The 25,518-nt window shown below is 36.9% G+C and carries 27 protein-coding genes; 12 read left to right on the top strand and 15 right to left on the bottom strand.

What is annotated here, in order from left to right; translation table 11 throughout:
• Positions 1-10: 10 nt before the first annotated feature.
• The 6 genes from DSM03_RS01950 to DSM03_RS01925 all read right to left on the bottom strand — a co-directional run bounded on the left by DSM03_RS01950 (position 11) and on the right by DSM03_RS01925 (position 7,889).
• A complete protein-coding gene (locus tag DSM03_RS01950) occupies positions 11-682 on the bottom strand; it encodes a response regulator transcription factor (RefSeq protein ID WP_128761688.1) in 672 nt (223 codons plus the stop codon).
• Positions 683-701: 19 nt separating this feature from the next.
• Positions 702-2,504, bottom strand: coding sequence for a sensor histidine kinase (locus DSM03_RS01945; protein WP_128761687.1), 1,803 nt, complete (start codon positions 2,502-2,504; stop codon positions 702-704).
• Between the two features lie 7 nt (positions 2,505-2,511).
• Entirely contained in the window at positions 2,512-3,087 is a 576-nt protein-coding gene (locus tag DSM03_RS01940; protein WP_128761686.1) for a DUF4202 domain-containing protein, read from the bottom strand.
• Between the two features lie 70 nt (positions 3,088-3,157).
• Complete coding sequence (nirD, locus tag DSM03_RS01935; RefSeq protein ID WP_128761685.1) at positions 3,158-3,535, bottom strand: nitrite reductase small subunit NirD; 378 nt, start codon at positions 3,533-3,535, stop codon at positions 3,158-3,160.
• 58 nt (positions 3,536-3,593) lie between these two features.
• A complete protein-coding gene (gene nirB, locus DSM03_RS01930; protein ID WP_128761684.1) occupies positions 3,594-6,098 on the bottom strand; it encodes a nitrite reductase large subunit NirB in 2,505 nt (834 codons plus the stop codon).
• Positions 6,099-6,824: 726 nt separating this feature from the next.
• Positions 6,825-7,889, bottom strand: coding sequence for a site-specific integrase (locus DSM03_RS01925; RefSeq protein WP_128761683.1), 1,065 nt, complete (start codon positions 7,887-7,889; stop codon positions 6,825-6,827).
• Between the two features lie 397 nt (positions 7,890-8,286).
• On the opposite strand from DSM03_RS01925, the gene DSM03_RS01920 reads away from it, so the two are divergent.
• The 11 genes from DSM03_RS01920 to DSM03_RS01870 all read left to right on the top strand — a co-directional run bounded on the left by DSM03_RS01920 (position 8,287) and on the right by DSM03_RS01870 (position 17,985).
• Positions 8,287-8,898: an MCP four helix bundle domain-containing protein gene (locus DSM03_RS01920; protein ID WP_128761682.1), complete on the top strand. Its 612-nt coding sequence runs from the start codon at positions 8,287-8,289 to the stop codon at positions 8,896-8,898.
• 68 nt (positions 8,899-8,966) lie between these two features.
• Entirely contained in the window at positions 8,967-10,271 is a 1,305-nt protein-coding gene (nhaA, locus tag DSM03_RS01915; RefSeq protein WP_128761681.1) for a Na+/H+ antiporter NhaA, read from the top strand.
• 29 nt (positions 10,272-10,300) lie between these two features.
• Positions 10,301-11,377 carry a sensor histidine kinase gene (locus tag DSM03_RS01910; RefSeq protein ID WP_128761680.1) on the top strand — a complete coding sequence of 359 codons (1,077 nt, stop codon included), beginning with the start codon at positions 10,301-10,303 and terminating at the stop codon, positions 11,375-11,377.
• A 6-nt stretch (positions 11,378-11,383) separates the two neighbouring features.
• Complete coding sequence (locus tag DSM03_RS01905; RefSeq protein WP_128761679.1) at positions 11,384-12,712, top strand: sigma-54-dependent transcriptional regulator; 1,329 nt, start codon at positions 11,384-11,386, stop codon at positions 12,710-12,712.
• Positions 12,713-13,169: 457 nt separating this feature from the next.
• A complete protein-coding gene (locus tag DSM03_RS01900) occupies positions 13,170-14,477 on the top strand; it encodes a Glu/Leu/Phe/Val family dehydrogenase (protein WP_128761678.1) in 1,308 nt (435 codons plus the stop codon).
• Between the two features lie 14 nt (positions 14,478-14,491).
• Entirely contained in the window at positions 14,492-14,905 is a 414-nt protein-coding gene (locus tag DSM03_RS01895; protein WP_128761677.1) for a GreA/GreB family elongation factor, read from the top strand.
• Between the two features lie 74 nt (positions 14,906-14,979).
• Positions 14,980-15,360 carry a hypothetical protein gene (locus DSM03_RS01890; RefSeq protein ID WP_128761676.1) on the top strand — a complete coding sequence of 127 codons (381 nt, stop codon included), beginning with the start codon at positions 14,980-14,982 and terminating at the stop codon, positions 15,358-15,360.
• 49 nt (positions 15,361-15,409) lie between these two features.
• Complete coding sequence (locus DSM03_RS01885) at positions 15,410-15,790, top strand: hypothetical protein (RefSeq protein ID WP_073099345.1); 381 nt, start codon at positions 15,410-15,412, stop codon at positions 15,788-15,790.
• 457 nt (positions 15,791-16,247) lie between these two features.
• Positions 16,248-16,610, top strand: a complete 363-nt coding sequence (locus tag DSM03_RS01880; protein WP_128761675.1) for a hypothetical protein — start codon at positions 16,248-16,250, stop codon at positions 16,608-16,610.
• 331 nt (positions 16,611-16,941) lie between these two features.
• Positions 16,942-17,319, top strand: coding sequence for a hypothetical protein (locus tag DSM03_RS01875; RefSeq protein ID WP_128761674.1), 378 nt, complete (start codon positions 16,942-16,944; stop codon positions 17,317-17,319).
• A 60-nt stretch (positions 17,320-17,379) separates the two neighbouring features.
• Positions 17,380-17,985, top strand: coding sequence for an HPP family protein (locus DSM03_RS01870; protein WP_128761673.1), 606 nt, complete (start codon positions 17,380-17,382; stop codon positions 17,983-17,985).
• A gap of 47 nt (positions 17,986-18,032) precedes the next feature.
• Here DSM03_RS01870 and DSM03_RS01865 read toward each other — a convergent pair whose 3' ends face one another.
• From DSM03_RS01865 to DSM03_RS01830, 8 genes are all read right to left on the bottom strand, one after another.
• Positions 18,033-19,025, bottom strand: a complete 993-nt coding sequence (locus tag DSM03_RS01865) for a transporter family protein (RefSeq protein WP_128761672.1) — start codon at positions 19,023-19,025, stop codon at positions 18,033-18,035.
• 35 nt (positions 19,026-19,060) lie between these two features.
• Positions 19,061-20,092: a cytochrome-c peroxidase gene (locus DSM03_RS01860; RefSeq protein WP_128761671.1), complete on the bottom strand. Its 1,032-nt coding sequence runs from the start codon at positions 20,090-20,092 to the stop codon at positions 19,061-19,063.
• A complete protein-coding gene (locus tag DSM03_RS01855) occupies positions 20,079-20,882 on the bottom strand; it encodes an MbnP family protein (RefSeq protein WP_128761670.1) in 804 nt (267 codons plus the stop codon). The genes DSM03_RS01860 and DSM03_RS01855 overlap by 14 nt, the downstream gene beginning before the upstream one ends.
• A gap of 18 nt (positions 20,883-20,900) precedes the next feature.
• A complete protein-coding gene (locus tag DSM03_RS01850) occupies positions 20,901-21,956 on the bottom strand; it encodes a cytochrome-c peroxidase (RefSeq protein WP_128761669.1) in 1,056 nt (351 codons plus the stop codon).
• A gap of 48 nt (positions 21,957-22,004) precedes the next feature.
• Positions 22,005-22,811, bottom strand: a complete 807-nt coding sequence (locus DSM03_RS01845; RefSeq protein ID WP_128761668.1) for an MbnP family protein — start codon at positions 22,809-22,811, stop codon at positions 22,005-22,007.
• A 124-nt stretch (positions 22,812-22,935) separates the two neighbouring features.
• Positions 22,936-23,310 (bottom strand): hypothetical protein, encoded by a 375-nt coding sequence (locus tag DSM03_RS01840; RefSeq protein WP_128761667.1) that lies wholly within the window; start codon positions 23,308-23,310, stop codon positions 22,936-22,938.
• 9 nt (positions 23,311-23,319) lie between these two features.
• Positions 23,320-23,754: a hypothetical protein gene (locus tag DSM03_RS01835; RefSeq protein ID WP_128761666.1), complete on the bottom strand. Its 435-nt coding sequence runs from the start codon at positions 23,752-23,754 to the stop codon at positions 23,320-23,322.
• Between the two features lie 37 nt (positions 23,755-23,791).
• Positions 23,792-24,157: a hypothetical protein gene (locus tag DSM03_RS01830; RefSeq protein WP_128761665.1), complete on the bottom strand. Its 366-nt coding sequence runs from the start codon at positions 24,155-24,157 to the stop codon at positions 23,792-23,794.
• 249 nt (positions 24,158-24,406) lie between these two features.
• Here DSM03_RS01830 and DSM03_RS01825 point away from each other — a divergent pair, with 249 nt between their 5' ends.
• Positions 24,407-24,907, top strand: coding sequence for a GreA/GreB family elongation factor (locus DSM03_RS01825; RefSeq protein WP_128761664.1), 501 nt, complete (start codon positions 24,407-24,409; stop codon positions 24,905-24,907).
• Here the strand turns inward: DSM03_RS01825 and DSM03_RS01820 are convergent.
• Positions 24,900-25,508, bottom strand: coding sequence for a DUF2652 domain-containing protein (locus DSM03_RS01820; protein WP_128761663.1), 609 nt, complete (start codon positions 25,506-25,508; stop codon positions 24,900-24,902). The two genes, DSM03_RS01825 and DSM03_RS01820, sit on opposite strands and share 8 nt — an antisense overlap.
• Positions 25,509-25,518 lie beyond the last annotated feature (10 nt).

Below are 25,518 nucleotides of genomic sequence, written 5' to 3'. Positions count from 1 at the left end.
TCAGTGATTTTTAGATAAGACCATACTTAGTAGCTTTATTTGCGAGCTCCATAAGATTTTTTACATCCAGTTTTTTCATAAGATTAAAGCGATGTACTTCTGCAGTACGTTTACTTATATTGAGCTGGTCACCTATTTCTTTATTGCTAAGCCCCTGTAAAACCAGACCTAAAATTTGACGTTCTCGTTTAGTAAGACTGTAATCTTCCGCTATTGATTCCTTAGATTCTTCTGCCTGTACCGGTCTTTTTCCCGTTACAAAGTTATTAATGATGATTGAAGACAGTTCTCCTGCAAAGTATTTTTCGCCCGCGGCGATAGTATGTAGTGCTTTTAAAAACTCTTCTTTACTTGACCCTTTTAGTAAGTAGCCGTCTGCACCTGCCTGAATAGATTGAATCACATACTCTTCACTGTCGTGCATAGAAAGTACAAGAGTTTTGACTCTGGGATAGGTTGCTTTTAATTTGCGAACCACTTCAATGCCGCTCATTTCTGGCATGCGTATGTCAACAACCAGAACATCAGGCTGATGTTTTGCGATAACCTGAAGCGCTTCTTTACCATTTGAAGCCTCATCGAGAACCACAATATCCTGCTCATCTTCGAGTAAAGCTTTGATACCGTCTCTTACAAGTACGTGATCGTCAGCTAGTATAACTTCAAGTGTTTCTGCCGCCATAATGTGTTTTAACTAGAGATTAATTGATGGGAATATTGAGCGTAATGCGAGTACCTTTTCCCAGTTCCGAATTTACAAAAAGTCTACCATTAATATAGTGGGTGCGTTCCCGCATAAAGGTCATCCCCATCCCGCCATCTCCGCGGCGCTCTGCCTGTAATTCTTCAATAGAAAAGCCTTTACCGTCGTCGTCTATACTAATACTCAGCACATCTTTACTGTGCGCTACGCTAATAACGATATAGCTTGATTGCGCATATTTTATGGCATTATTAATGGCTTCCTGGGTTATGCGATAGGCATTAATCTCAACTAAAATGTCTAGTCTGGAGTTAAAGTCTGTTTTATTAAGCAGTTGTATGGCACTACCGGTAAGATTACTCAGTTCTTTAGCCAGTTTAGCGAGTGCTGGCACCAGACCGTGGTCTGTAAGTTCTGGAGGGGTAAGGTTGAAAGTCGCAGTACGTATGCCTTTAATAATATCAAGTGAGAGACTTTTTAAATTGTCAATTTTTTTTTTTGACTTTTCCAGATCATCTAAATCAATACTTTCAAGATTAAATTTGAGTCCGGTAAGCATCTGGCCTATCCCGTCGTGTAAATCCTGAGCAATGCGATTTTGTTCCTGCTCCTGATTTTCTATAATCTGGCGGGAAACCATCTTCTGATGGCTGATGCGCTCTTCAAAATTCGCTTTATTAAGCCGTTCAATTTCATCGTGCGCTTCCTTACGCTTGGTTATATCAAGAAAAATAATAAGCAGTTCGGTTTGTTCATCGCCTCGTTTAAAGGGTAACAAAGACATCTCAAGCCAGAGGTTTCTGCCTTTGGGAGTAGTTGCCTTGATTTCTCCCTGCCATCCGGTTTTACGATATTCCTGCAAGATTTGATCTATAAATTGTTGTTCAACAGCATTTGTTGATAGGACTTCACTCAGTTTTGTATTTCCGCTTATAAAACTTTGATTGAATAAATTTTTAAATTTTTCGCCGGCGTGCAGCAAACTCCCGGTTTGGTCGAGCCGTACAAAAAGTAAAGCCTTATCCATCGCCTGATTGATTGCGTTTGACTCCCACAGCAATTTTTCTTTGCTTTGGGACAACTCATCAGCATTAATTGCCATTTTCTTTGATTTCTGCTCCGTAATGATGAGGTCTGCCATCACTTTTTTAACAGCTTTTGCTGTTGGCCAAAAAATGAATATAAACTCGAGAAAGAGTAAAAATAGCGTGATGAAAACGAGTAAAAGTTCAAAAGATCTCAGGCGTTCTATTTTTGCCTCGGCTTCCTGATTGTATTGATTTACAATTTCATCCATCAGGTTTAAGAACGAACCTTCATGAGTCTGAATCGTTTGCATCGCATTCTCAAATGAGGTTTGGGAAATTGAATCTTTAGCTTTAGTGGTATTGATAACAACCGCTGAAGCGTTATAGATGGAATCAAAAATGGGGTTTAGCCTTTTAAAGAGGGCTTTCACCTGTTCTGAATTGGCGTTTGGAATATTTAGGGAATCGCTTCCGCTTTGCAGGGCGAGATGACTAGAATGCCATAACTCACGAGTTGTACGCAGCCCTGATTGTAACGGCTGTATAATTTCAGGCTGTTTTGCTTGTGAAAGTTGAAAGGCTTCTTTGGTCAATTTTTGACTTAGCATACGCTGGCGCCCGGCAATATTCACCACCGTAGAATCTGTAGCCTGAGAGTCCAGAAATTTACGCACCAGCATCTGGCTCACAATTACAGAGAGTGCGATCAGACTTAAAGCGATTATATACAAACGCCTTAATTTTTTAAACGTTTTTTGATCAATTCCCGGCATAAAATTTTTAAACTAAAGCTTTCCCAACAAGATCTTTTGATCTATCGCTAAGCGGAAGATTTAAGGCTGCGCGATGACCTTTTGGAGACATTTTAATCCAGGTTTTTTGTACAATATCAATAACCTTATCATCTTGATGACGTGCGGCGAAATCTTCAAAATAGTGTTCTAAAAAAACCAAACAAATCACGTCTTCTAAGGTCTGCGATTCATAATCTTTTTTAATGTGTTTTTTTAAAATTAAAAATTTAACGCGGTCAGTAAATTCTTTTGAGTAGCCTAGCTCCTCTAAAATTCTTCCGGTAAGTTTGGCGTGCATTTTTTTTAAATCTTCACGCCATCTCAGATATCCTACGCGATCCTGTGGATAGGCATCTCTGGGACTCTTCCACCTGCAGATGTGTTGTGCGCGGGCGGCAATTTGCAATGCTTCACTGGCATCTGGCTCAAAGCTTAAAAGTTGTGCCGTCATACGCTGAGAGTACAACAACTCTTTAGGTATTTGTTGGCCATCTATCGTTTCAAAATTAGGATCTTTTGCGTTGTGGCTGTCGATTGCTTCTAGTGCTTCCTGTACTGGCATAATTGGTTTGTTTTCTCAGTAGTCAAGATTTAAAGCTTCAGGGTTTCCCTCAAAGCTTTAAGTAATTTACTTAATCTGAAAAACCAATATACACCATATTATCTTCAATTTTTACGGGATAAACTGCGATTTTATAATCTTCCCCATTTAGGTTGCTGCCGTCTTGCAGAGAAAAGGTCTTCTTGTGTAAGGGGCAAGCTACTTTAGGAATACCTTGAGAATCTCCTATCATTCCACGGGACAGTACCATTTCCAGCTTATGCGGACATAAATTTTGACAGGCATACCAGCTTGATGTTAGGGTAAAATTATAGACTGCAATTTGCCTATTGTTGTGCTTGATACAGGCTCCGCCATTTTCAGGAAAATCCTGCGTAGTGCCTACTTTTACCCAGTTTGTTGTGTTTTCTGGGGTTACGGTTTTATAGTGATTGAGTAATTCTTCCATCAGGCTTATTTAAAGGTGTGCGTTTGTTTTTGATTTGATTTTTTAAAAACTGATCTGTTTACCAGGGTTTTGGCATTTTTTGATCCCTTAAGGATACAAACTCGATAGTCTCATCGGTTTCATCAGAATTGACAAAATGCTTGAAGCGACCCATCATTTCCGGATCTTCAATAGCCTGTTTCCACTCGCATTCGTATTTATTAACCAGACCCTGCATCTCAAGTTCCAGTTCTTCGGCGATGCCAAGGCTGTCTTCAACAACCACTTTTTTCAGGTATTCAATACCACCTTCTAATTTGTCTAACCATGGTGCGGTGCGCATTAGTGGTGCAGCAGTACGTATGTAGAACATCAGAAACCGATCTAAGTATTTTACGCAAGTCTCGTCGTCTAATTGTTCTGCCAGTAAAATAGCATGTTTGGGAGTTGCACCACCATTACCGCACACATAAAGATTCCACCCGCCATCTACAGCAATTAAGCCAAAATCTTTACCCCGCGCTTCTGCACACTCGCGTATACAGCCTGAAACACCACCTTTTAATTTATGTGGTGAGCGCAGACCGCGATACCTGTTTTCGATCTCAATAGCAAATGTTACAGATTCGTGCATCCCATAGCGGCACCAGGTAGAACCTACGCAACTTTTAACAGTACGCAATGATTTGCCATAGGCGTGACCACTCTCAAACCCGGCATCTATGAGTTCTTTCCAGATAAGCGGAAGCTCGTGCAATTGTGCGCCAAATAAATCGATGCGCTGACCTCCGGTAATTTTTGTATACAGGTCGTACTTTTTGGCAACCTCGCCAAGAACAATCAGTTTTTGGGGTGAAATCTCACCACCGGCAACTCTGGGTACTACCGAATAGGTCCCGTTACGCTGAATGTTGGCCAAAAACCGGTCGTTAGAATCCTGTATAACCGGTTGCTTATTTGCGGTTTCCATATAGATACTCGAGAAAATGGAAGCCATTACGGGTTTACAAACCTCGCAGCCGCAGCCTTTACCCAGACGGGCAAGTGCTTCTTCAAAAGTTGTAATCTGTTTTACCTTGACCAGATCGTAAAGTTCCTGACGGCTGTATTCAAAATGTTCGCAAATCGTATCTTTTACTTCCTTTCCAAGTGATTTTAAAGTTTCATTGACCAGATCAACCACCATAGGTTTGCATCCACCGCAGCCGGTTGTTGCTTTGGTACATTTTACGATATCTTTCAAATTAGCCGCAGTACCGTCTTGAATGGCTTCGCATATTTCACCCTTGGAAACACTTTCGCAGGAGCAAATCTGAGCCGTATCAGGAAGATCCAGCACGCTACCCAGAATGCTTTCGCCACCGCGCGAACCTAAAATAAGATCCTCCGGGTTTTCAGGCAGTTTCATTGCGTTATAGTAAATCTGAAAGAGGGTGTTGTAATCTGAAGAATCACCTACCAAAATACCGCCAAACAAGCGTGAGCCATCTTTGGCAACATTGATGCGTTTGTAAATTCCGCGTTGTTTGTTTTCGTAAGTGATTGCAACCACATCGTGATTTTCAACAAAAGGATCACCAAAGCTTGCCACTTCGGTGCCTATAAGTTTTAATTGCGTCGACATATCTATGGAAGCCGCCATAGCTTTCTCGCCCCCGGTAATTTGTTCTACGGCAACATCTGCCATTTCATAACCCGGTGCGACCAGACCGTAAATGCCCTCATTGTATAAAGCAACTTCCCCAATAGCATAAACGCTGGAATCTGAAGTCTGCATTTTTTCGTTTACATAAATTCCGCCACGTGCACCTACCTGGAGTCCGCTGGCACGAGCCAATTCATCACGCGGGCGTATTCCTGCAGAAATAATGAGCATGTCTGCATCGAGATGGGTGTCATCTGCAAAATCCATACGTTCGATAGCGCCATCTCCCATTATTTCCTCAGTAGCTTTACTGAGGTGGATTCCAATACCAAGCTCTTCAATTTTGGATTGCAGCATATCGCTGGCTCCCTGATCAAGTTGTCTTGGCATTAAGCGTTGTGCAAATTCTACTACGTGCGCATCCATACCCAGTTCTTTAGCGGCATTGGCAGCTTCAAGACCTAAAAGACCGCCACCTAAAACCGCTGCACTTTTTTTGCCTTTTGCTTTGAGCTTAGCAGCATAGCTTTTCATTGCATCCAGATCTTCTATAGTGCGGTATACAAAAACACCTGCTTTTTCTGAGCCCTTAATGGGAGGTACAAAAGGAGCAGAGCCCGTAGCTAAAATGAGATAATCGTATTCAAATACGGTATCTTTATGCGTGGTAATTTTTTTATCTTCCAGATCAATTTGTGTAACCAGTTCTGAGGTACGTAGTTCTATTTGATGATCTGTATACCAGTTGGCAGGCGCTAGAAGTAATTCTTCGGCAGATTTGTCTGCAAAATACTCGCTAAGGTGCACCCGGTCGTAGGCAGGTCTGGGTTCTTCCCCAAAAACGATAACCTCAAAACCTTCAAAATCGGCGTGTGCGGCTAATTTTTCGCAAAATTTATAACCTACCATACCGTTGCCAACTACAATTACTTTTTTCATGATCTACGTATTTATAACCAAATATAAGTAACAATACTTAATTTATAATACGTAATTGTTCGTAAATATTTTAGCGATGCTTATTTTTAACCTATAACGTTTGAGCTTTTAATATGTTCTGCGAGTTTATCAAAGGTTAAAATTATATGTAAAGCCAATCATATGATCACGTTAGCATTAATGTGATTGAGTTCCATATGTTTTGCTAATACTCGGTAGTAAAAAGCAAATTACTGCCTAGGCCTATGGAAGCTCCGGCAATTACGTCTAACATATTTCTTTGAGTCAACACGATTGGCGGCTGTAAAACCAGCTATTGAATGATCCGAGATACTTTACTTAAGCCGTAGCGGTGATGAATAAAACCAGCACATAAAAATACGGTAGAAGTATGCCTTTATGAAAAAGAATTATCATTATTTAGATCTAACCAGGGTTTATTAATTATTGTGTATACCGTAGGTGAGTGTTGTGGTAAGCACAAATCATTTTGTAAACTGCCAGACGACTTTGGTATCGCCTTTTATAAGTGTGGTTCCAAATGTTGCGATGGCAGCGCAATCCAAAATGCATCAACAATATTTCGGGTGGTATTTATTTGAGGTTTGGTCTCACTGATGTCTTGTGGAAAAATAGCGGTCTGGCCTCTATAAATCTTAGCAGAAGACTTTTAAATTTTATTTAAAGTGGAAGCTGAACAATACAGTTGAGCAGAAACTTATAAACTTAATTTAGATATTTGATTTCAGGCAATCGATCAATCGCATCATCTTGTAATTTCTGAACGTAATTTAAATACTTAAGCGTGCTTTTAGTAGAAGTGTGACCCATTGCATCAGCTACAGTCTTAAGATTGGCGCCAGCCATCAAGAGCAAACAAGCGAATGTATGACGACCACAATAAAAAGTTATATGCTTATCGATTTTTGCTCTTTGAACCCAGTATCGAATATCTTTATTCACGGAGGTTTGACTTATATTTCGAAGATTAAAAATGTAACTATTTCTTGAACCACGTTCTCCCAAAAAAGAAAGTGCGGTGGGGGTAAGGCGATTATTTATTTCTTCACCTGTTTTCTTTCTAATCGTTCTTAACCGTCCATTTTGGATATTAGCCCATTTTAGATCGATGATTTCTGCTAAGCCTAACGACGTGTAACATGAAAATAAAAAAGCTCTTTTAACACCATCATTTCCACAGAAGGTATCGGCAAGAACTGCTATTTCTTCAGCAGTTAAAACTTCTTTTTTAACTGTGTCATTTCGGTGAGGTTTTGAGAATATAATATCTTCAGTGGGAAGTTTGTCGAAATACCCTTCGACTTTTGCGGACTTTAAAATTTTCTTGAATCTGGTGAAGTAGTTATGAGGTGTTTCACCAGTAAGTCCGGCATCATAGACAAGATAGTCTTTATACTTAAGCATTAAGCTTGTTGTAATATCTGAAATTTTAAGCTTTTCATTATCTATACATTTTTTGAACTTTGCGATGGAGTGTTCTATCATGCGAACATCTTTACATCTGTAATTATTTATGTAGTTTTCTGCAAAAAGGAAAAAATTAATATCTTTTAAGTGTCTGGGTATATAAGATGTTCCTTTGCTGATAAGCTCAAGTTCTCGTGTTGCTCTAATGTTTTCCGCAATTAATCTCTTCTCTTGCTTATTTTTATCTTTAGGAGTAATTTTAATATTAAGAAATTCGTAATGTCGTACGCCTGAATTGTAGATATCTAGATATAGAGATTCTATTCCTTTACTTAGCTTTTTGCTTCTTATTTTCACACTCATAATCCTATTCTCAAATGGGTAACAAATCAGTAACGAATTTAAGTAATACGAAGGAAAATATTTGCAAGAATTAGAAAATTAACTTTATGTAATATTCTGATAATCATATATTTTAAGGGTGTTTGTAGCTATTTGATACAAGTCAATTTGACCCGCCCGGGGTACCAAAAGGGTTTAAGCGAAAGCTTAAACCCTTTTTTATTTATAATTCAGTGATTCAATGGATGTTGTAGTGGGTAATAAATACCCAATTTGATTCCATATTACCCGATGGGAAATGTCTTATTTAGAGTTATTTAGGTTCAATATATTGATATTCAGATGGTTATTTTTTGACGTTTGATTTGTGGTGAGTATTTTGCTTTTAGTAATAAAACCTGTTATAAAGCAAATTACTATGATTTCAAACTTACCTTTATCAAAACGCATCAACAAGATATTAGCACTTTCGGTGGTGTTTTTATTGGTTCTGGCAACCAATAGAATTGATCAACATCATTTTGAAACCGCTCAGAAATCGGTAAATGAAGTATTTGAAGACCGGGTTTTGGTACAGGATTATATCTTTTCTATCTCTAAGATGTTAGCTGCAAAAAGGCTGGCTTTAAAAGACAGTGCTATTTCTAAAAAGTTGCTTGAGAATAATGAAGAGATAGCAAAACTTCTTTCTGATTTCCAGAATACAAAATTAACCGAGAAGGAGTCAAACCAATTGACAGTCCTGCAAGAGGGATTTGAAAAAATACAAGTACTAGAATCTCAAATAGTTCAACAATCCGGAAATTTTGAACGTTTAAAGACGGAAAATTTGAATGGTCTTGATACGATGCAAGATGCTCTAGTTGCTTTGTCAAAAATACAGGTTCACGAAAGTAAAAATCTCATGCATAGTGCTCAAAAATCTTTGAATACGAGTAAACTTATTTCAACCTTAGAAATTGGTTTTCTTATCGTTATTGGGATCGTGATCCAAATTACTCTTTTCTATAGAGTAAAAAAGAGCTCTTAATAGTAATACTAGAGCTCAACAACTATCTACTGCCTGTAAATCTAACATCATAATCTCTATTCTCAACTATGGATAAAAACCTATTCAGCAAAACTCTTTTCCAAAAATTTGTAAAAATTGAAGGCTTCGGCGGAATACTCCTGCTGTTAGCAACACTCCTAGCTTTGTTATGGGCTAACTCTTCGTTAGGAGATAGTTATTCTGATTTATGGAATTATAAAATAGGTTTTAAAACGGAAGGCTTTGAATTGTACAAACCCTTAATTCTCTGGGTTAATGATGGGTTTATGACCATTTTCTTTTTTTTGATAGGCTTAGAAATAAAACGTGAAGTTAGTATAGGTGAATTAAATTCTTTAAAAAAAATGGCCTTTCCGCTTTTTGGAGCATTGGGTGGTATGGTTGTACCGGTTGCATTTTTTTTGATTTTAAATCAAAACCCTGAAACCCTGAAAGGTTGGGGTATACCTATGGCTACAGACATTGCCTTTTCTTTAGCTATTCTAAATGTATTAGGTAAAAAAGTACCCTTAAGTCTCAAAATTTTTTTAACGGCCTTTGCTATCGTAGACGATTTAGGAGCCGTAGTGGTGATTGCCTTTTTTTATAGTGGAACGGTTAATTTGACAATGCTAATAATCGCACTGATTCTTTTGGTCTTCATCTATATATTGTCTTATAAACAGTACTATTCAAAATTTATACTTATAAGCTTTGGATTGGTGATTTGGATTTTATTCCTCAAATCAGGCATTCATCCTACACTTGCAGGAGTTCTACTGGCATTTTCGGTTCCTATAAGGCAAAAAATCAATACGCCTGAATTCATAGAGAATTTAGTCGCAATCACTTCAACTATTAAAATGTCAGCAATCTCTAAAAAACCTATTTTAAGTAAAGAACAAATACAGGAAATTGATGATCTTCAAGATTGGACAAGTCGTTATCAATCCCCCTTACAACATATGGAGCACAGTTTGCATGGCTGGGTTGCTTATTTAATCATTCCTATATTTGCACTGGCTAATGCAGGTGTAAACCTTACCAGTGAAGTAGCATTAGATACACAACTGGTTATAAATATAATTTTAGGGTTGGTGTTAGGAAAAAGTATAGGAATAACAGCTATAATTCTTTTTGTTAAAAAGATTAAACTTATCAATATACCTAAAGATATTACGCTACGGCATATTATAGGAACATCATTTCTTGCCGGAATAGGCTTTACGATGGCTATTTTTGTTTCTAATTTAGCTTTTGAAAGTGATCCCCTCTACAATTTATCAGCAAAGATGGGAATACTCATAGGTTCAGTAATAGCTGCAATTATAGGGTATCTTATTTTAAGAATTAAACCCAATAGTGCTGGTTAAGCTTACACTTTGAATTAATAGTATAAAATATGAATGATACTGAAGAGGCTTTAAAAGAGCGTATTAAAGAGTTGACCTGTCTTTATGAGGTTTCTTCGATTTTGGTGAATGCTGATCCTGAATATCAGGAAGAAACATTTCAGGCTATTGCTTTTAGTTTAAAAAAAGCATTTCAATTTCCAGAATATACAGGAATATTAATAAGGAAAGGTAAAACCCAGGTTAAGACTGGATTTTCTGATAACAAAGCGAGCATTTCATCTCCAATATATTTATTCAATAAAGAAGAAGGGGCTATAGTGGTTTCTCTCAAAAAGGAGGAGATGTCTTTTTTAAGAGAAGAGCAGCAATTAATTGATAATATAGCACTTAAAATAGGAGATTTCCTAGAACGTGTTGCTATTAAAAAAAATGAAAGTCTACTAAAAAGACAAATGGAGCACGCAGACAGACTTTCGATACTGGGAGAATTAACAGCCGGAATAGCTCATGAGCTTAATACTCCATTAGCAAATATCCTAGGATTTGCAGAATTACTTAAAGAGAGTATGGCATCTGATAAAACAGCTGCTTCAGATCTTGATAAGATAATTAAGAACACGATTTTTTCAAGAGAAGTAGTAAAGAAGCTGATGTTTTTTGCATGTGCGATGCCAAAAGAAAAAAAACATATCAATATCGTTCCGCATATTTATGATTCACTCGATTTATTAGAAGCGACGTTTAGAAAAGAACAGGTAAGCTATCAGGTGAAGATTGAAGAAGAAGCGCTTGTCATTCAGGCAGATACTGTACAGATTACTCAAATTATCTTTAACCTTATAATCAACGCTATTTATTTTTCTCCTAAAAATGGTGTTGTAACTATCGAGGCCTTTCAAGACACGGAGCACATTATTCTGAAAATACTTGATGAAGGTCCAGGACTTAGTGAAGAGGCTTTAGAAAAAGTTTTTCAGCCCTTTTTTACCACAAAACCTACAGGCGAAGGTTCAGGATTAGGACTTAGTGTAGTGCACGGTATTGTGGCTAGTCATAAGGGCAGTATTGTAGCTCAAAACAATACCGATAAAGGCGCTATATTTAGTGTTCGTTTACCTAAATAGGAAAGCATGAGATTACGAAAAGAGAATATACTTATTGTAGATGATGATTTGCACATTTTAGAGCTTTTACAGCGGCATTTACATTCTTGGAGCTATCATACCTATCGTGCGGTCTCTGTAAAAGAGGCGGTGCATATTTTACGGGATAGTCATATAGATCTTATGATTACAGATCTTAAAATGCCGCAGATAGATGGTTTTGAGCTCTTAAAATTTGTATCAGAGCACTATCCCAATCTACCTAAGCTAGTAGTTACGGGATATCCTTCTGTACAGGATTCACTAACGGTGATGAAATCTGGGGTGCTAGAATACCTCACGAAACCTTTTACAAAAGATGAATTGAAAGCGGCTATTGCGCGTACAATTCCTAAAACTTCAGATAGTGGTTCTCAAAAATCTTCTACCGCTACAGGGGCAAAAAATACGCATGAAGAAATCATAGGTTCTTCTGAAAAGATAAATGATGTCATTCAAATTATTGAACGCGTAAAAAATAATAAAGCAACTATTTTTATAACGGGTGAAAGTGGAACAGGTAAAGAACTCGTAGCCCGTGCTATTCACTACTCCGGTAAGTTTGCTACAGCTCCATTTATAGCAGTAAACTGTGGGGGTATTCCTGAAAATTTACTGGAAGCCGAACTTTTTGGCTATACCAAAGGCGCTTTTACAGGTGCAGATACCAATAGAAAAGGAGCCTTTTTGGCTGCGCAAGGAGGTACTATTTTTTTAGATGAAATTGGCAATGCCTCCCTTGCAGTGCAAGCCCGATTGCTCCGGGTTTTACAAGAAAAGGAAGTCATGCGTGTCGGGTCTCAAAATGCTGAGAAGATAGACGTCAGAGTTATCGCTGCAACGAATAGTGATTTGCTTGAAATGATTAAAAGCCAAAGCTTTAGGGAAGATTTGTATTACAGGCTCAGTGTCGTTGAGATAGCAGTAGCACCATTGCGTAAAAGGGTGTCCGATATTTCCTTACTCGTTGATAAGTTTCTTTTCAAATATGGTATAGAATACAAAGACCGTTTCGTTAAAATAGATCCGGACGTGTTAGAAGTTTTAAAGCGCTATCAATGGCCTGGAAATATTCGGGAACTTGAAAATGTTATACAGCGGGCCGTGATTTTGTGTGATACCCACATCACTATAGATCATTTGCCCGAACACCTTAAATACAAGTTAGATTTTCCTGATGAAGCATTACTAACATTGGGTGAAATGGAAAAAAAGTACATTCAAAAGGTCCTTAGAACAACCGGGAATAATAAAACCAAAGCGGCCGAAATACTTAAAATTACCCGTAAAACTTTGCGGGAAAAGTTGAAGGATTAGCACGAGTCTTTTTATTCTAAATCTATAAGAGCTTCGGTCTTAATATAAGGTCGGGGCTCTTTGTGTTAATTACGGGTGCTAATTATCCAGTCGGGTAAATAAGGTTTACAGGTTTATTATTATTTTTTTGAGGAAACAAGCATACTATTCTAGTAATTAGTCTTTTATAGGTTAAATGCTTATGGGTTTAGATGGTTTGGCAAGGCTCTTGTTTTAATGGTTGTGTAAACCTACTCGAAGTATTTTAATCTCAATTTTCGGGTGAAAATTATATACTATGAAAACGAATTCATTTTCAATTTGCCTCAGCTGTATTCATTTAAAAACTTGTGTGTTGACCGCGTATAAAGATCAGGTGTGGTCTTGTAGCGAGTATGATTTTCCTCAAACAGAAAATCATCACCTAAACTTTCACAAAACCCTAAACCTTAATTGAAATTACATCATTTTAAAAATTATGATAACGCTAGAAAAAGAAAAACTTCAAAAAACCAGAGCTAAAACACAGGCTACTGGAATGGTAGAAAATGTGCTTGGGCAATTTAATAATGCAGCAGATCAAATAGATTTAAATCCGAATATACGTAGAATACTTAGTGTCACGACAAATGAGATCATCATTCATTTCCCGGTAAAGCTCGATTCTGGAGAAGTGGCGATTTTTAAGGGTTATCGAGTTCAGCATAATAATGCACTTGGTCCTTACAAAGGGGGATTGCGCTATCACGATACTGTAGATGTTGATGCAGCAAAAGCATTAGCGATGTGGATGACTTGGAAAACCTCTTTAGCAGGCTTGCCCTATGGAGGTGCAAAAGGTGGGATTCAGATAAATCCCAAACTGTACTCTCAATCAGAATTAGAGCGTATTACGCGAAGATTCACTTATGCGTTAGGTGATAATATAGGTCCTGAACACGACATACCGGCACCAGATGTAAATACAAATGCCCAGACTATGGCTTGGATTGCAGATACCTACATGTCTACGAAGAGCCCGTCTGAACGTTCAACTTACCAGCATGTTGTAACGGGAAAGCCTGTGGGTTCTGGGGGTTTAGAAGGCCGCGACAGGGCTACAGGGTATGGTGTTTATCTCTGTATTAAGTTATGGGCAGATGCGAATAATATTTCGCTTAAAGCAAAGAAATATAGCGTACAAGGATTTGGTAATGTAGGTAACTGGGCCGCATATTTTATGGAAAAAGATGGAGCCGTACTGGTTGGGGTTCAAGATGCTTTTGCAAGTATATATTCAGAAGAAGGCATTGGTGTAGAAGCACTTTTTAACTATGCGAATACCAGCGGAAGAGGTATTAAAAATTTTCCGAATACCCTAGAAATAAATAAAGATGATTTTTTCAGCATAGACTGTGATATCCTTATACCCGCTGCTTTGGGTAATCAGATAACAGAAGATAATGCAGAACGTATTAAAGCGAGCCTGATCGCAGAAGGAGCAAACGGACCAATAAATGCAGCAGGAGAGCGTATTCTTCTGGATAAAGGAGTCACCATCATACCCGATATATTATGCAATAGCGGTGGGGTTATTACCAGTTATTTTGAATGGTTGCAAAATAGAAATGGAGAGCTATGGAAACTTGATGAAGTTATAGCAAAATTAGAAAATAAGTTACGTACAAGTTTTCAAAATGTAAGTAGGACAGCAGAAGAGCGGGGGATAGACATGAGAACTTCAGCCTATATTTTGGCTATCGAACGCATTGAGAAAGCCTATGTACAACGCGGGATTTTCCCATAAACAAATTAGAAATTATGAAATATGGAAGCTTGATTTTAGAAAAGAAAGAATATGTGCTTTTGAAACGTATTATGAATGTTTCGTATCATTTAGACGATCCCTTGGTACGTAAATCAATTAATAATCTAAATGCAGAATTACAGGCTGCGATAATTTGTGATGATCCCGAAGTACCTGAAGATGTGGTTCGGTTTAACAGTAAAGTTATTGTTGCATGGGAAGATTGGGAACAGGATTTCTACGTCGTATCCCCGGCAAAAAGCAATTTGGCTGAAAAAAGAATTTCGGTGATGGCTCCTATGGGAGCTGCATTGATTGGTTACTCAACAGGTGATGAGGTAATATGGGATTTTCCTAATGGGTCTAAATCACTTTTGATCAAAGGGGTTTTTCAGCAGCAGGTTTCGATTGATGGTAATATCCTGTAATTCAAAATAATGAGCCTTTATTGGACTTAGGCAGTGCTACTCAAAACGAATTTTAATTGATAAGCTTTTATATAATGGATACAAAAATTTATGCACACGACAATGAAGTAGACCTTTATCAAAAAAATAATTACGTAGAACTTCAAACCTGGATGACTCTTCTAAAATTAACCGCTAATGAGTTAGAAAGTTTTGTTTGGTTAGGAGAAAGAAAATCTTTTAAATCAGAAATTTTGATCCACAAATTGACCGATAAAAAGGCTGAAACAAGCGTACTGCTTGATTTGCTTGGTAAGTATTTAAATCAGATTACTGAAATTAGAGAATGCGAAGATATGGATTGTGAGTACTATTATCAGCATCAGCATGAGCAACTTAGAGTCTTGTTTAATTATCATATAGAACAGTGTTCTAAGTTAAAATGTAAGCTCTTAAACAGTATAGAGGCTATATAACTTAAGTCAACTCTAGAAAGAGTTTGAAGTAAATGGATGAATTTTAGCAATGAGCACTACACAAGATTATTTTTTTACAATTCAACTCTTCAACAAGGATATTGAAGAGTTGAACCTGTGGATGACGCATTTAGAAAACTTGACTACCGAGATAAATCAATTAGCAGTTATTGAAAAGCAACTTTTAAAGAATATAGACATAAACTATAATCTCTTAGCCTTCCGGAGAAAAAACACGTTGTTTATGGCATCGATTTTTCGACAAGAACAACGGTTGTTAAAAGAAAAAGAATATGGACATGAAACTTATAATCTGAAATGGAATCGTGAACATGACCTTCATCGAAGTCTTTTTACTCAACATTTGAAAGCGTTTAGAGCGTTGCAAAGTACGGTCTATAAGAAACTTTCTTTGCTAGAACGTAGATAAACTCAAGTACGTGTACATTATCGAAATACTCATTTGGTCTAATTAAAATGAAATGAAACGAAACCAACTTAAATTTTACGTGCAAATGATTCTTTTATTTATGGTCTTATTTGGCTTGTTTTTTTTGATTAATAAGTTAATCCTGTTTTTTTTCTAAAAGACTACGCTTCACCTTATGTATTTAACTGTTTGTGAGCTTTTTTTTAATTAAAAGACTTGTTTGTATTGAAAATGGCTTCATTTGCTTGTGGTATTCTAAGCAAAACCCGTATAGGCGGGTAGTTTGTATCCAACCCGGGCATTCTATACCCAACACAATTTTATTTAAACAGTTTGAATTCAAACTAAAATACTAGTTTTCAGTGTTTTAAAATTTTGAATATTTAGTTTTGATCTACTGGCATATGTCTTGCTTAATAGGTAGTAGAATTATTTTAATAACCTAAATATCAATCTTATGAAGACTATATTATTTGTAGCCGCAATGGCATTAGGAACATTATCTATTCATGCCCAAGATACGTGTACAACTCCAAAACTTAAAGCTGGAGATGTTTTAAAAATTGCTTCACCATCTACAAGTTCATTTGAACATATCAATTTTCCGAAGAGCAATTTTATCATTAAGCGTGGCGGAATAGCTAATTACAGATCACTCATCAACAAAGAGATAGAAGTTACAGAAGTAACCGAAGAAAATGGTTGTGTAGCTCAGGTCGACGTGAAATTAAAGGATGGAAAGAAATTTTTTAACACAGTTGAAACAGTACGCGTGGATCTTAAGAAAGCTCTTGATGCAGGAGAAATCGTATTAGAATAAGTGTTTAGTTAATTAGCCAAAAACTAAAACAATCCAGAGAAAAGTTTCTGTTAGTTAGTGCGCGCTTGCTCGATAATAAAGATTAGAAAGCTTTGTGGTTTTATCCTAAGGTTATTTAATACAAATTAATTTGAGCAGCATTCAAATTGAGCAAGTGCGTGTTCTCTGGTATTTTTTAAATTAAACGTATTCAAAGTCCCAACCCCGATTCACGTGAAGTAGGGATCACACAATCGGGTACGGGCTTTTTTATTGCAGCTATGAAATACAATCATTTTTTACGCGATAATCGAGATTTAAATGCTTCGAGGCTTGCCCCTAAGTAGTTGTTTTGGAGAAAAAAGAATATGTGCATCTTAAAAAGTTAATGAATTTTTCACATCATCTTATTCAGGATTTTTATGGATATGCTTTAAGCGTATTAGATGCTAAACTGCATAGTTCCAGAATTTGGGATGCCCAGTATATTCCAAACGATGTGGTACGACTTTATAGTAATATATTGCTGGTTTTAGATTCAAAAAAGCAGTACATAACTTTGATTTTAAATTCAAAGAGTTCTGATAAATCAAAAAAAAACTTCTGTAGTGACAGCTCTGGGAACTTCAATTTTGGAATGTGCAGCAGGAAATACTATACATTATTTTTAAAGATGGAAAATATTTTGATTTGTACATCAAATCCGTTGAGCAACAAGATACCTTTATAGATAGTTTTATGCTTTAGGTTTTAAATTCATTGACACAATTATAAAAAAAGTTTATAGCCAATGCGCAAAAGGAATGTAAGGAGGACTTATAGGATCTCTAAATACATTATTTACAAAGAAACTTTTGTTGACTATAAAGAGTATTTCTGGTCATTTGTAGGTGCATTTATAGGGATAGGACTCATTGCTTGGGTGCAGTCTCAGTTTTTAACAGAACTAGAAAATATTTTCTTAATCGGTTCTTTTGGTGCTTCTAGTGTTTTGATTTACGGAGCAATAAACAGTCCTATGGCTCAACCTAGAAATTTAATAGGCGGGCATCTTATATCAGCTGCTATTGGTGTTACGATAGGTAGGTTTATGCCAGATGTCATTTGGATTACAGCGCCTTTGGCTGTGGCCACTTCTATAATCGCTATGCAGTTTACAAAAACATTACATCCACCCGGTGGTGCTACAGCATTAATTGCTATTATAGGAAATACAAAAATTAGTGAGTTAGGGTATGGCTATGTGCTATCTCCGGTATTATCAGGAACCTTAATTCTTTTTGTAACAGCTCTGGTTTTCAATAATCTTACTAAGCACAGAAAGTATCCCGCTCATTCAAAAAGGCGTTTTTCTTACTCCTTTGCTAAGAAAAAGATAGAAGATTTTAATAGTTAGTGTTCGGAAACGATTCTACAATACGTTTCCAAACACTACTAGTTAGATTATAAAACGTAATTAAAATGAAGTCCTAAGCGGTATTTAGCTTCTACTTTACCATCATTTAAATCTTGACTTACCGGAAGCATTAAATTTACACCAGCACTTAGTTTTTTTAGAGAAAATTCAGCGCCTAAGCGTCCAAAAAGTACGTTGCCCTCTGTGTCTGCAACAGGTAAACCATAGTTTTCATTTTCTGAGTATACCTCACCTGCCAAACCTACAAACGGAATGATCTTGTTTATTTTAAGTGTATTGTACACTTTAGAAAGATTGATTCCATAAGTGAATTGATCGCCAAAATGATAGTCTTTTTTGTTTTCGGTCTTAAAGGTATAATTGGTCATCAAGCCCAAGCCCCAGTTTTCATACCCTACTGAATAATTAGCAGCTACAATATAGTCAAAACTTCCTGTGCCCACTTGAAAACTTGGGTTAACACTGCCTTCATTATTAGAACGCTTGTACTCACCGGTGGGTAATTTTACTCCACCACCTATTTCAAGACTGTGTTTGTATTTTGTTATTTGATTTTCATACAAACCATCAGGAACCGGAGTGATCAGCGTGTAAAAAGCAAGAATACTGATGTCGCCAAGCCCATTGATGTTTTGAGAACTTCCGTCAATAAAATTTCGGTTATGAAAATGATACGGAGCGATAGCCGTTAAACTCAGTTTTTCGGTAACTGGTATTTTACCCCAAATCTGTAAGGTGTTGAAATTCTCTTCTACCCAGGGTGAATTATTAAAAATTCCGTCTCTGGATTGATAATGCTGGTAAATGTAACGCAGGCCTACGAAATTCTCGTTGCCTACCGTACCATAACCCATACCACCACCAGTGCTTCCGCAGCCGCAAAAATCACAGTCTTCATAATTATATTTATAAAAAGGATTGATCTCCTTATGTAAAGATTGACTGCTGTAATTTTTTGCTGTTGCTGTGAAAAAACTAATCAAAATAATACATAAGCTTGTATAGCGTATTTGTGTCATTGTTATTCAATTTAGGTGTTTTCAAAAATACCGTTCTAGAGGTATTTAGAATCTGTTAATGTGTTTAAGAAGGCAAGAAGAGCTTCTTGATCATCTGCATTAAGCTCAATGCCTATTTTATTGTTTTGAATTAATAGAGGATCTAAAGTTTCAGATTCCTGTACGCCCGAATTATAAAAATCAAGCACTTCCTTTAAGCTGTTAAAACGCCCATCATGCATATATGGGGCTGTGATAGCTACATTGCGTAATGTTGGAGTTTTATATTTGCCTATATCATCAGGATTTCTAGTGACTCGATATCTACCTAAAAACATCTCATCGTTAGAGAAATTTAAAAAGGTAGCATCTAAACCGTTGTTGTGATAATTATCATCTGTAAAAAGATCAGATTGATGGCATTGCGCGCAGTTATCAAGGTACACAGAGTAACCTCTAAGTTCTTGTTGATTCAGCTCAACGTCATTTTCATTTCTTATGTATTTATCGTATTTACTGTCAGCGAAAATCAGACTTCTTTGATATTGAGCTAAAGCTTTCATAACTAGATTTATCTTTATTTCACTATTGAAAGCATTCTCAAAAAGCTCTATATATTCAAGTTCAGCTTTAAGTTCTTCTTCTAATTCTTGTAAATCCTGAAACATTTCATCTTCATGAGCCAGAGGCGCAAATGCTTGGGATTCTAAATTCTTGGAGCCACCATCCCAGAAAAAACCATTTTGAGACCAGGCTAAATTTATTAGAGTAGGTACATGCCTCAACAGTGGTTTGCCAGAGATGCCTTTAGTACTTAAGGCAGAACCTTCTGAAAATGCGAGTTCAGGTTTATGACAAGTCGCACAAGAGATGTTATTATCTCCTGACAATTTTGAGTCAAAAAATAATTTTTCGCCCAGTGCTACACCAGCTGTTGTTAAAGGATTATCTGGAAACTCTGGAGGCTCAGAAAAATTAGCAGGAACCCGCAAATCAAATTGCGGGTTTTCTATATATTCTGCGTCATCTTTAGAACATCCTAAGCTTAAAGCGGCCAGAATCAAAAAAGAAAGTCTATAAATTTTCATCAGTTGCTTTCTCTAATGAGAACGTTGCATTTTGAAAATTATCTGCCATCAAATTCATAGCCTCTGGAGTAGAAGCTCCTATTACCGGTGTTTCTGTAAAGTCTACACCTTGTAGCATACCTGTTATATCTGCTTTTATTAGCAGGTCGCTAGTGTCAGATGCGTTTACAACTAATGCTTGGTCAAAATTAAGGGTTAGTTCGCGATAGCTGTCGTTTAAACCAGTTTCTAGCTTTAAGACACTTTCGCTGTTAACGATTTTACCTTTGATTGCAGTAAAAATATAACTCGTGTGCCACATCCAGGAGATGTTTGTCATTCCATTGAGTTGCGATAACTCTCCAGCTTGCAGACTTAGATTGTCATTGTATTTTGAATCAATACCTATTGCGTATGAAATTCCGGTATAATTTCCTGCAGGAACACCACTTAATGTAATAGTCTCCCGTTTTGTTGCAGGATATTCATAAGCTCCATCTTGAATACTAATAGCATCTGTTTCTTCAATCAGAAAGTATGAATCATCAATAACTATAACTTCACCTTGATCATTAATTAGTGATACATTGCTAACCCAGTATCTCAATTGATTAAGAGTTACAGTTTGACTATTTATAGTGAACTCCTGATTCAATACAAAATCTGTATCGCCCACTTGATTGTCAAAAGTGATTGCCAATTCTCCCGGGCTTGCTGCTGTTAGATCTGTTGAGATAGCATCGTCATCACTACTACAAGAAGATAAAGAGATTATTAAAAGGACTAAAATTGATATATAATTTATTTTCATTGTTTTGATATTTTTTAATTAGTATTCTGCAAAACGCTCATCGTTGAGGAATTCAGAATCTGTAAGGGTTTGTAAAAAGGCGATCAGGGCTTCTTGCTCCTTAGTACTGAGTGCTATTCCTAATCTGCCATTTTGTTTTAATATGGGATCTAAGGTTTCAGAATCTTGCACCCCAGAATTGTAAAAATTGAGTACAGAGGCCAAGCTTCCAAAACGCCCGTCATGCATATAAGGGGCTGTGACAGTGACATTGCGCAAACTGGGTACTTTAAACTTATAGTTGTCTGCGGTGCTGCCGCTAACTTCTGCCCGGCCCAGATCGTTAATTCCGGGATAGGGAGGGAGGCCGTTATTTCTAAAAGCACTATCTGTGAATAAATCGGTTTTGTGACAAGAAGCACACTTGGCTTCAAAAACACGCAGTCCTTCTTCTTCTAGTTCTGAAAATTCACCGCCAGGCTCATTACGTACATATTTATCGTATTTAGAGTTAGACGAGATCATCATGACCATGAATTGAGAAAGTGCTTTAAAGAAGTTTTCGTTATTAACCGAACCGTCTTCAAAAGCCGAAGCAAACAACCGCTGATATTCGCTATCTGCTTGTAGTTTCTTGAGCACATTACTTATGGTTTCTCCCATTTCAACCTCATTAGTAATAGGGATAATGGGAAATAAATCAAGATGAGAGGTGCCGCCATCCCAAGAGAATTGACTTTGAAAAGCCATGTTTTGAACAGCCGGAGCATTTCGGATTCCTTCTAAGTCGTCAATACCGTGGCTAAATTGATGTCCATGATGCGTAAAGGCAAAGCGTTGTTCGTGACAAAAGCCACAAGAAATAAATCCGTTGGATGATAATTTACCATCGTAAAACAGTTTTTTGCCCAGTTCAAATCCGTTTTTTGTAGGTGGATTTCTACTGATATCGTATTGCATCTCCGGAAAATTAGCCGGTATAATAACCTCTAGGTTTTCGTCTAAAGCAAAGTAATCTGTGTCGTCACTTTTGCTACACGCAAAAATCATATTGAGCACTACTATGCTTAAAGCAATTTTAATACTGTATTTCATATGTAAAAAGTTAGCTGCAGCATTTATAATGCTGCAGCTTAGTATTAATTAATGCTCAATATTCTCACCATTGTGCACGTGATCTACACGAAACATAGCTGCAGCATTGGTGGCAATTTGCGGGCTTTTAACTTCATCAACCATCACAACTGCTTTCTCAGACAGTAAAATTTTAGTGTTACCGTCAAGTATTTGATTGGCATCAACTGCTAGGTGTACGATAGGGCTCAAGTTTGAACTTACTAAAGCATTGGTAGGCAATTCTAAAGTAAACTCTTTGTAGTTGTCTAAACTACTGCCATGGCTTCCCATGTGTATTTTAAAGTCTGTTGCTTCTGATACTGTAGGAGACGTAAAGGAGCCTTCAAAGTTTAAAAATTTATAGCCGGCAAGCCAAGACCACATCATGTCTGTTTCTTCAGCCAACTGAAGTAAATCTCCCTGACCTTCTGCACCTTGCAGGTATTTTTCTTGATCAACACCTAAACCAAAACGTACCGCAACATAATCTCCGGCAGGAATATTAGTTAACGTTACTTCGCTTAAATCTGCTTCTTCACTAATAATAAAGTAACTGTCGTCTTTAGGATAAGTAAACTCGTTTCCTTCAGTATCGATTAAAACAAAATTGCTCACAATATAATTGAATCGGTTTATGGTGAGTACCTCGCTATTGCTGTTTGTGTAGGTTGAACTATCTAAAAGTAAATCATCACCATTTACACTGTTGTCAAATTCTATCCTAAGGTTGTTATCTCCTGTTAGGTTTTGAGTAGCATCATCGTCTGATGAACACGAAGTAAGCGTTAGCCCGGCGGCTAAAATCAAATATTGAAATCTTTTTAATGTTGTCATTTCAGTAATTATTAGAATTTAATTTTTTCCCATACGGGATGTGTCAGGCGTTTGCCTGAACTATTTGCACAGCGGTTTTTGACATTCAATTTTGAAAATCAAATGCTGTGGCTTTTCTGTATAATTAGCTGAAAATGGGCGGTCTTAAGATCTGATTCGTATGACCTGAAGTCACCGTACGATTGTAGCGGTCTTCTACTTTATTTTTGGGTCTGGGTTTTAGAAATTTAAAATCCCAGGCAGTAGTATACTCTAAAAAGTAGGTAATTGTTAGCTGAAGATTGTTTTTTGCTCCCCGCTCCTGGGCATCTTTTTTCTTTGAAGCTTCATCGGCAAGTGCCTGCATAAGATAGCAGCGACCCTTGCAATTAAGCTCTGGGCGGTCCCGGTTTACGCACAACTCGTCTACTATGTAATCGTAATTGAATACATAGTTGAGTATGGGTAAAGCAGGCTGCAGCAAGATAAAGGCAGCAAAAAGAGGCCAGAAAAACTTCAACAGATTGATTTATTTAAGGTTTTTTTGAGCTGATGCTATGCTTTCATTTGTAAAATCGCGCAGTTCTTTAACTTCTTCAAGTTCGGTTTTTAAACCTTTAATGTTTTCCTGAAGTTCTGCAGCAGTCATTTTAGCAACCGGCGTGCGGTCTTTTACATAGGTGTCTGTAAAATCGTGCATCCATGACATCATTCTGTTATCTGATTCCTTAAGCTTATCTAAGGCCTCTTGCTGAGCAGAAGTTATCGAATCTTGGGCTTGAAGTTGTTCCTGTAGTTCGGTGAGTTTTCCCATTTCTGGCATAAGCTCATCGTGAATAGCTATTACTTCAGTAAATAAAGAGTTGTATTGGTCACGTAGTTCTGCATTGTCATCGCAAGAAATCATACTTGCGGATAGTGTGATACATGCAAACACCACGAGACATTTTTTAAAAATGTTCATTGCTTAAAAGTTTAGTTTATAAAAAGATATGTCTAAACTAAGCGATGGGTGGACGTAAGAGGCTTTGTGAGGTTTCTCTGTTTATGAATTTTGAAGCAAATGAGAACGGAACAAATGTAGTTTCTACAAATTTTACAGGAACCGTAAAATCACTTGTAGTAAGTATAAAAGGAAGGAGCTCTACGTTTGCTGTGTTGCTTTTCTTTTTTTGAGTAGACTCTTTTTCTGAAGCTTCAGCAAGAGCTTTCATAAGGTAACATTTCCCATTGCAATTGAGCTTAGGGACATCTTTGTTTTCACAAAGAACAGTACTTATGTATTCGTAATCAAAAGCATATTCTAAAAATGGAAATGCAGGGCGCAGGACCATAAGAAATGCAAAAATGATTACTAGGTTTTTCACTGGAGAATTAAATGCTTCGGGTTTAACACCGAAATTTAAACTTGTTTTGAACTATTATCCTGTTGATTTATCACTAGATAATTTACGCCGCAAAAATAGGGTTCTGTTTAAAATTTCTTAGTTAAAATTTAAGGTTTGTTTGAAAACAATACCTTATTCTATTTTGATAAGGGTCTTTTAAATAATTTAAATATTTTTTAGGGACTTCTTAGAAGTAATGCATTACATTATTTTTCTATATAACAAGCTATGAGTAGAGGATTTGTAAAAGAAGATGATCAGGAAGAAACACCTATCATACCCCCACGTGCTGCATTGCCTGCAGGAGTGGTAAATTATGTTACCCCTGATGGATTTAAAGAGCTTAAAGCTGAAAAGGAAAGTTTAGAGCAGAGGATTGCTAGTCTTGATGAACCTGATGAGCGGGAACACAGAAGAACATTAGCCGTTTTAAATGGGAGATTAAATCTTTTAGTAGATCGAATAAATTCTGCGCGTATTTTAAGTAACGTGCATGCCGAAGAAGTGCGTTTTGGCGCAAAGGTTACTTATACTATTGATGGAGATCCTAATCTTAAAAAGATAACCATTGTGGGAGTGGATGAAGCAGATGTCAAAAAGCAAAAAATTGCATTTACAGCTCCCATAGCTAAAGTCTTAATGGGAAAAGAAACGGGAGAAACTGCAGAAATAAATCTTGGTGAAAATTTAAAACATCTAAAAATTCATTCTGTAGAATATACTACTTGATATTTTTTAACGGATTTAAATCAATATAGCGATAATTAAGTGTTCCCAGATGTTCAACTTCTATAGACTGTTTCTCTAATGGCGCCCAGTCGCAATATTTTTTGAACGCCTCTTCAGGAAAATGCTCAAAGAGTTGTTCTGAGATTAGAATATACTCATCGATTTTAATGTTATTTTTTAAAAGCCGGTGTGCAGTTATAACATCTTCACCCATGAGTTTGATTCGATTGCCTATGGGTACCATTGCGATCTCTTCACCATAATGCAAAATGATCTTAAGGCCTAAAATTTCTGGTATTGTAATAGCGTCTTCTTCAGATTGATGTTTTTTGTGCAGTTTTAAAATACGTTTGTAAAAATCTGTATAAAATATTTTGCATTGCTCTATAAGTGAAGCGAGATCAGGCAATTCTCCTTTTCTAAAAAATAAAACAGCATCACCTTCTATTTCTGAGACTTTAAGGTCTAGGGTGTTGGCATAAATTATTTCATTTAATAAAGCAGGAATGACCTGAGAAGTCAATTCAAAGTTTGCTTCGCGCATAAATTGAGTAAACCCACTAATGTCTGGAATACAAATTAAAGTTGGTGTTGCTTTCATGATGAATTTT

The sequence above is a fragment of the Leeuwenhoekiella aestuarii genome (assembly GCF_004104055.1).
GTDB classification, from domain to species: domain Bacteria; phylum Bacteroidota; class Bacteroidia; order Flavobacteriales; family Flavobacteriaceae; genus Leeuwenhoekiella; species Leeuwenhoekiella aestuarii.
The sequence above is the reverse complement of the archived record's forward strand: the minus strand, read 5'-3'. Positions and strand labels throughout refer to the sequence as shown.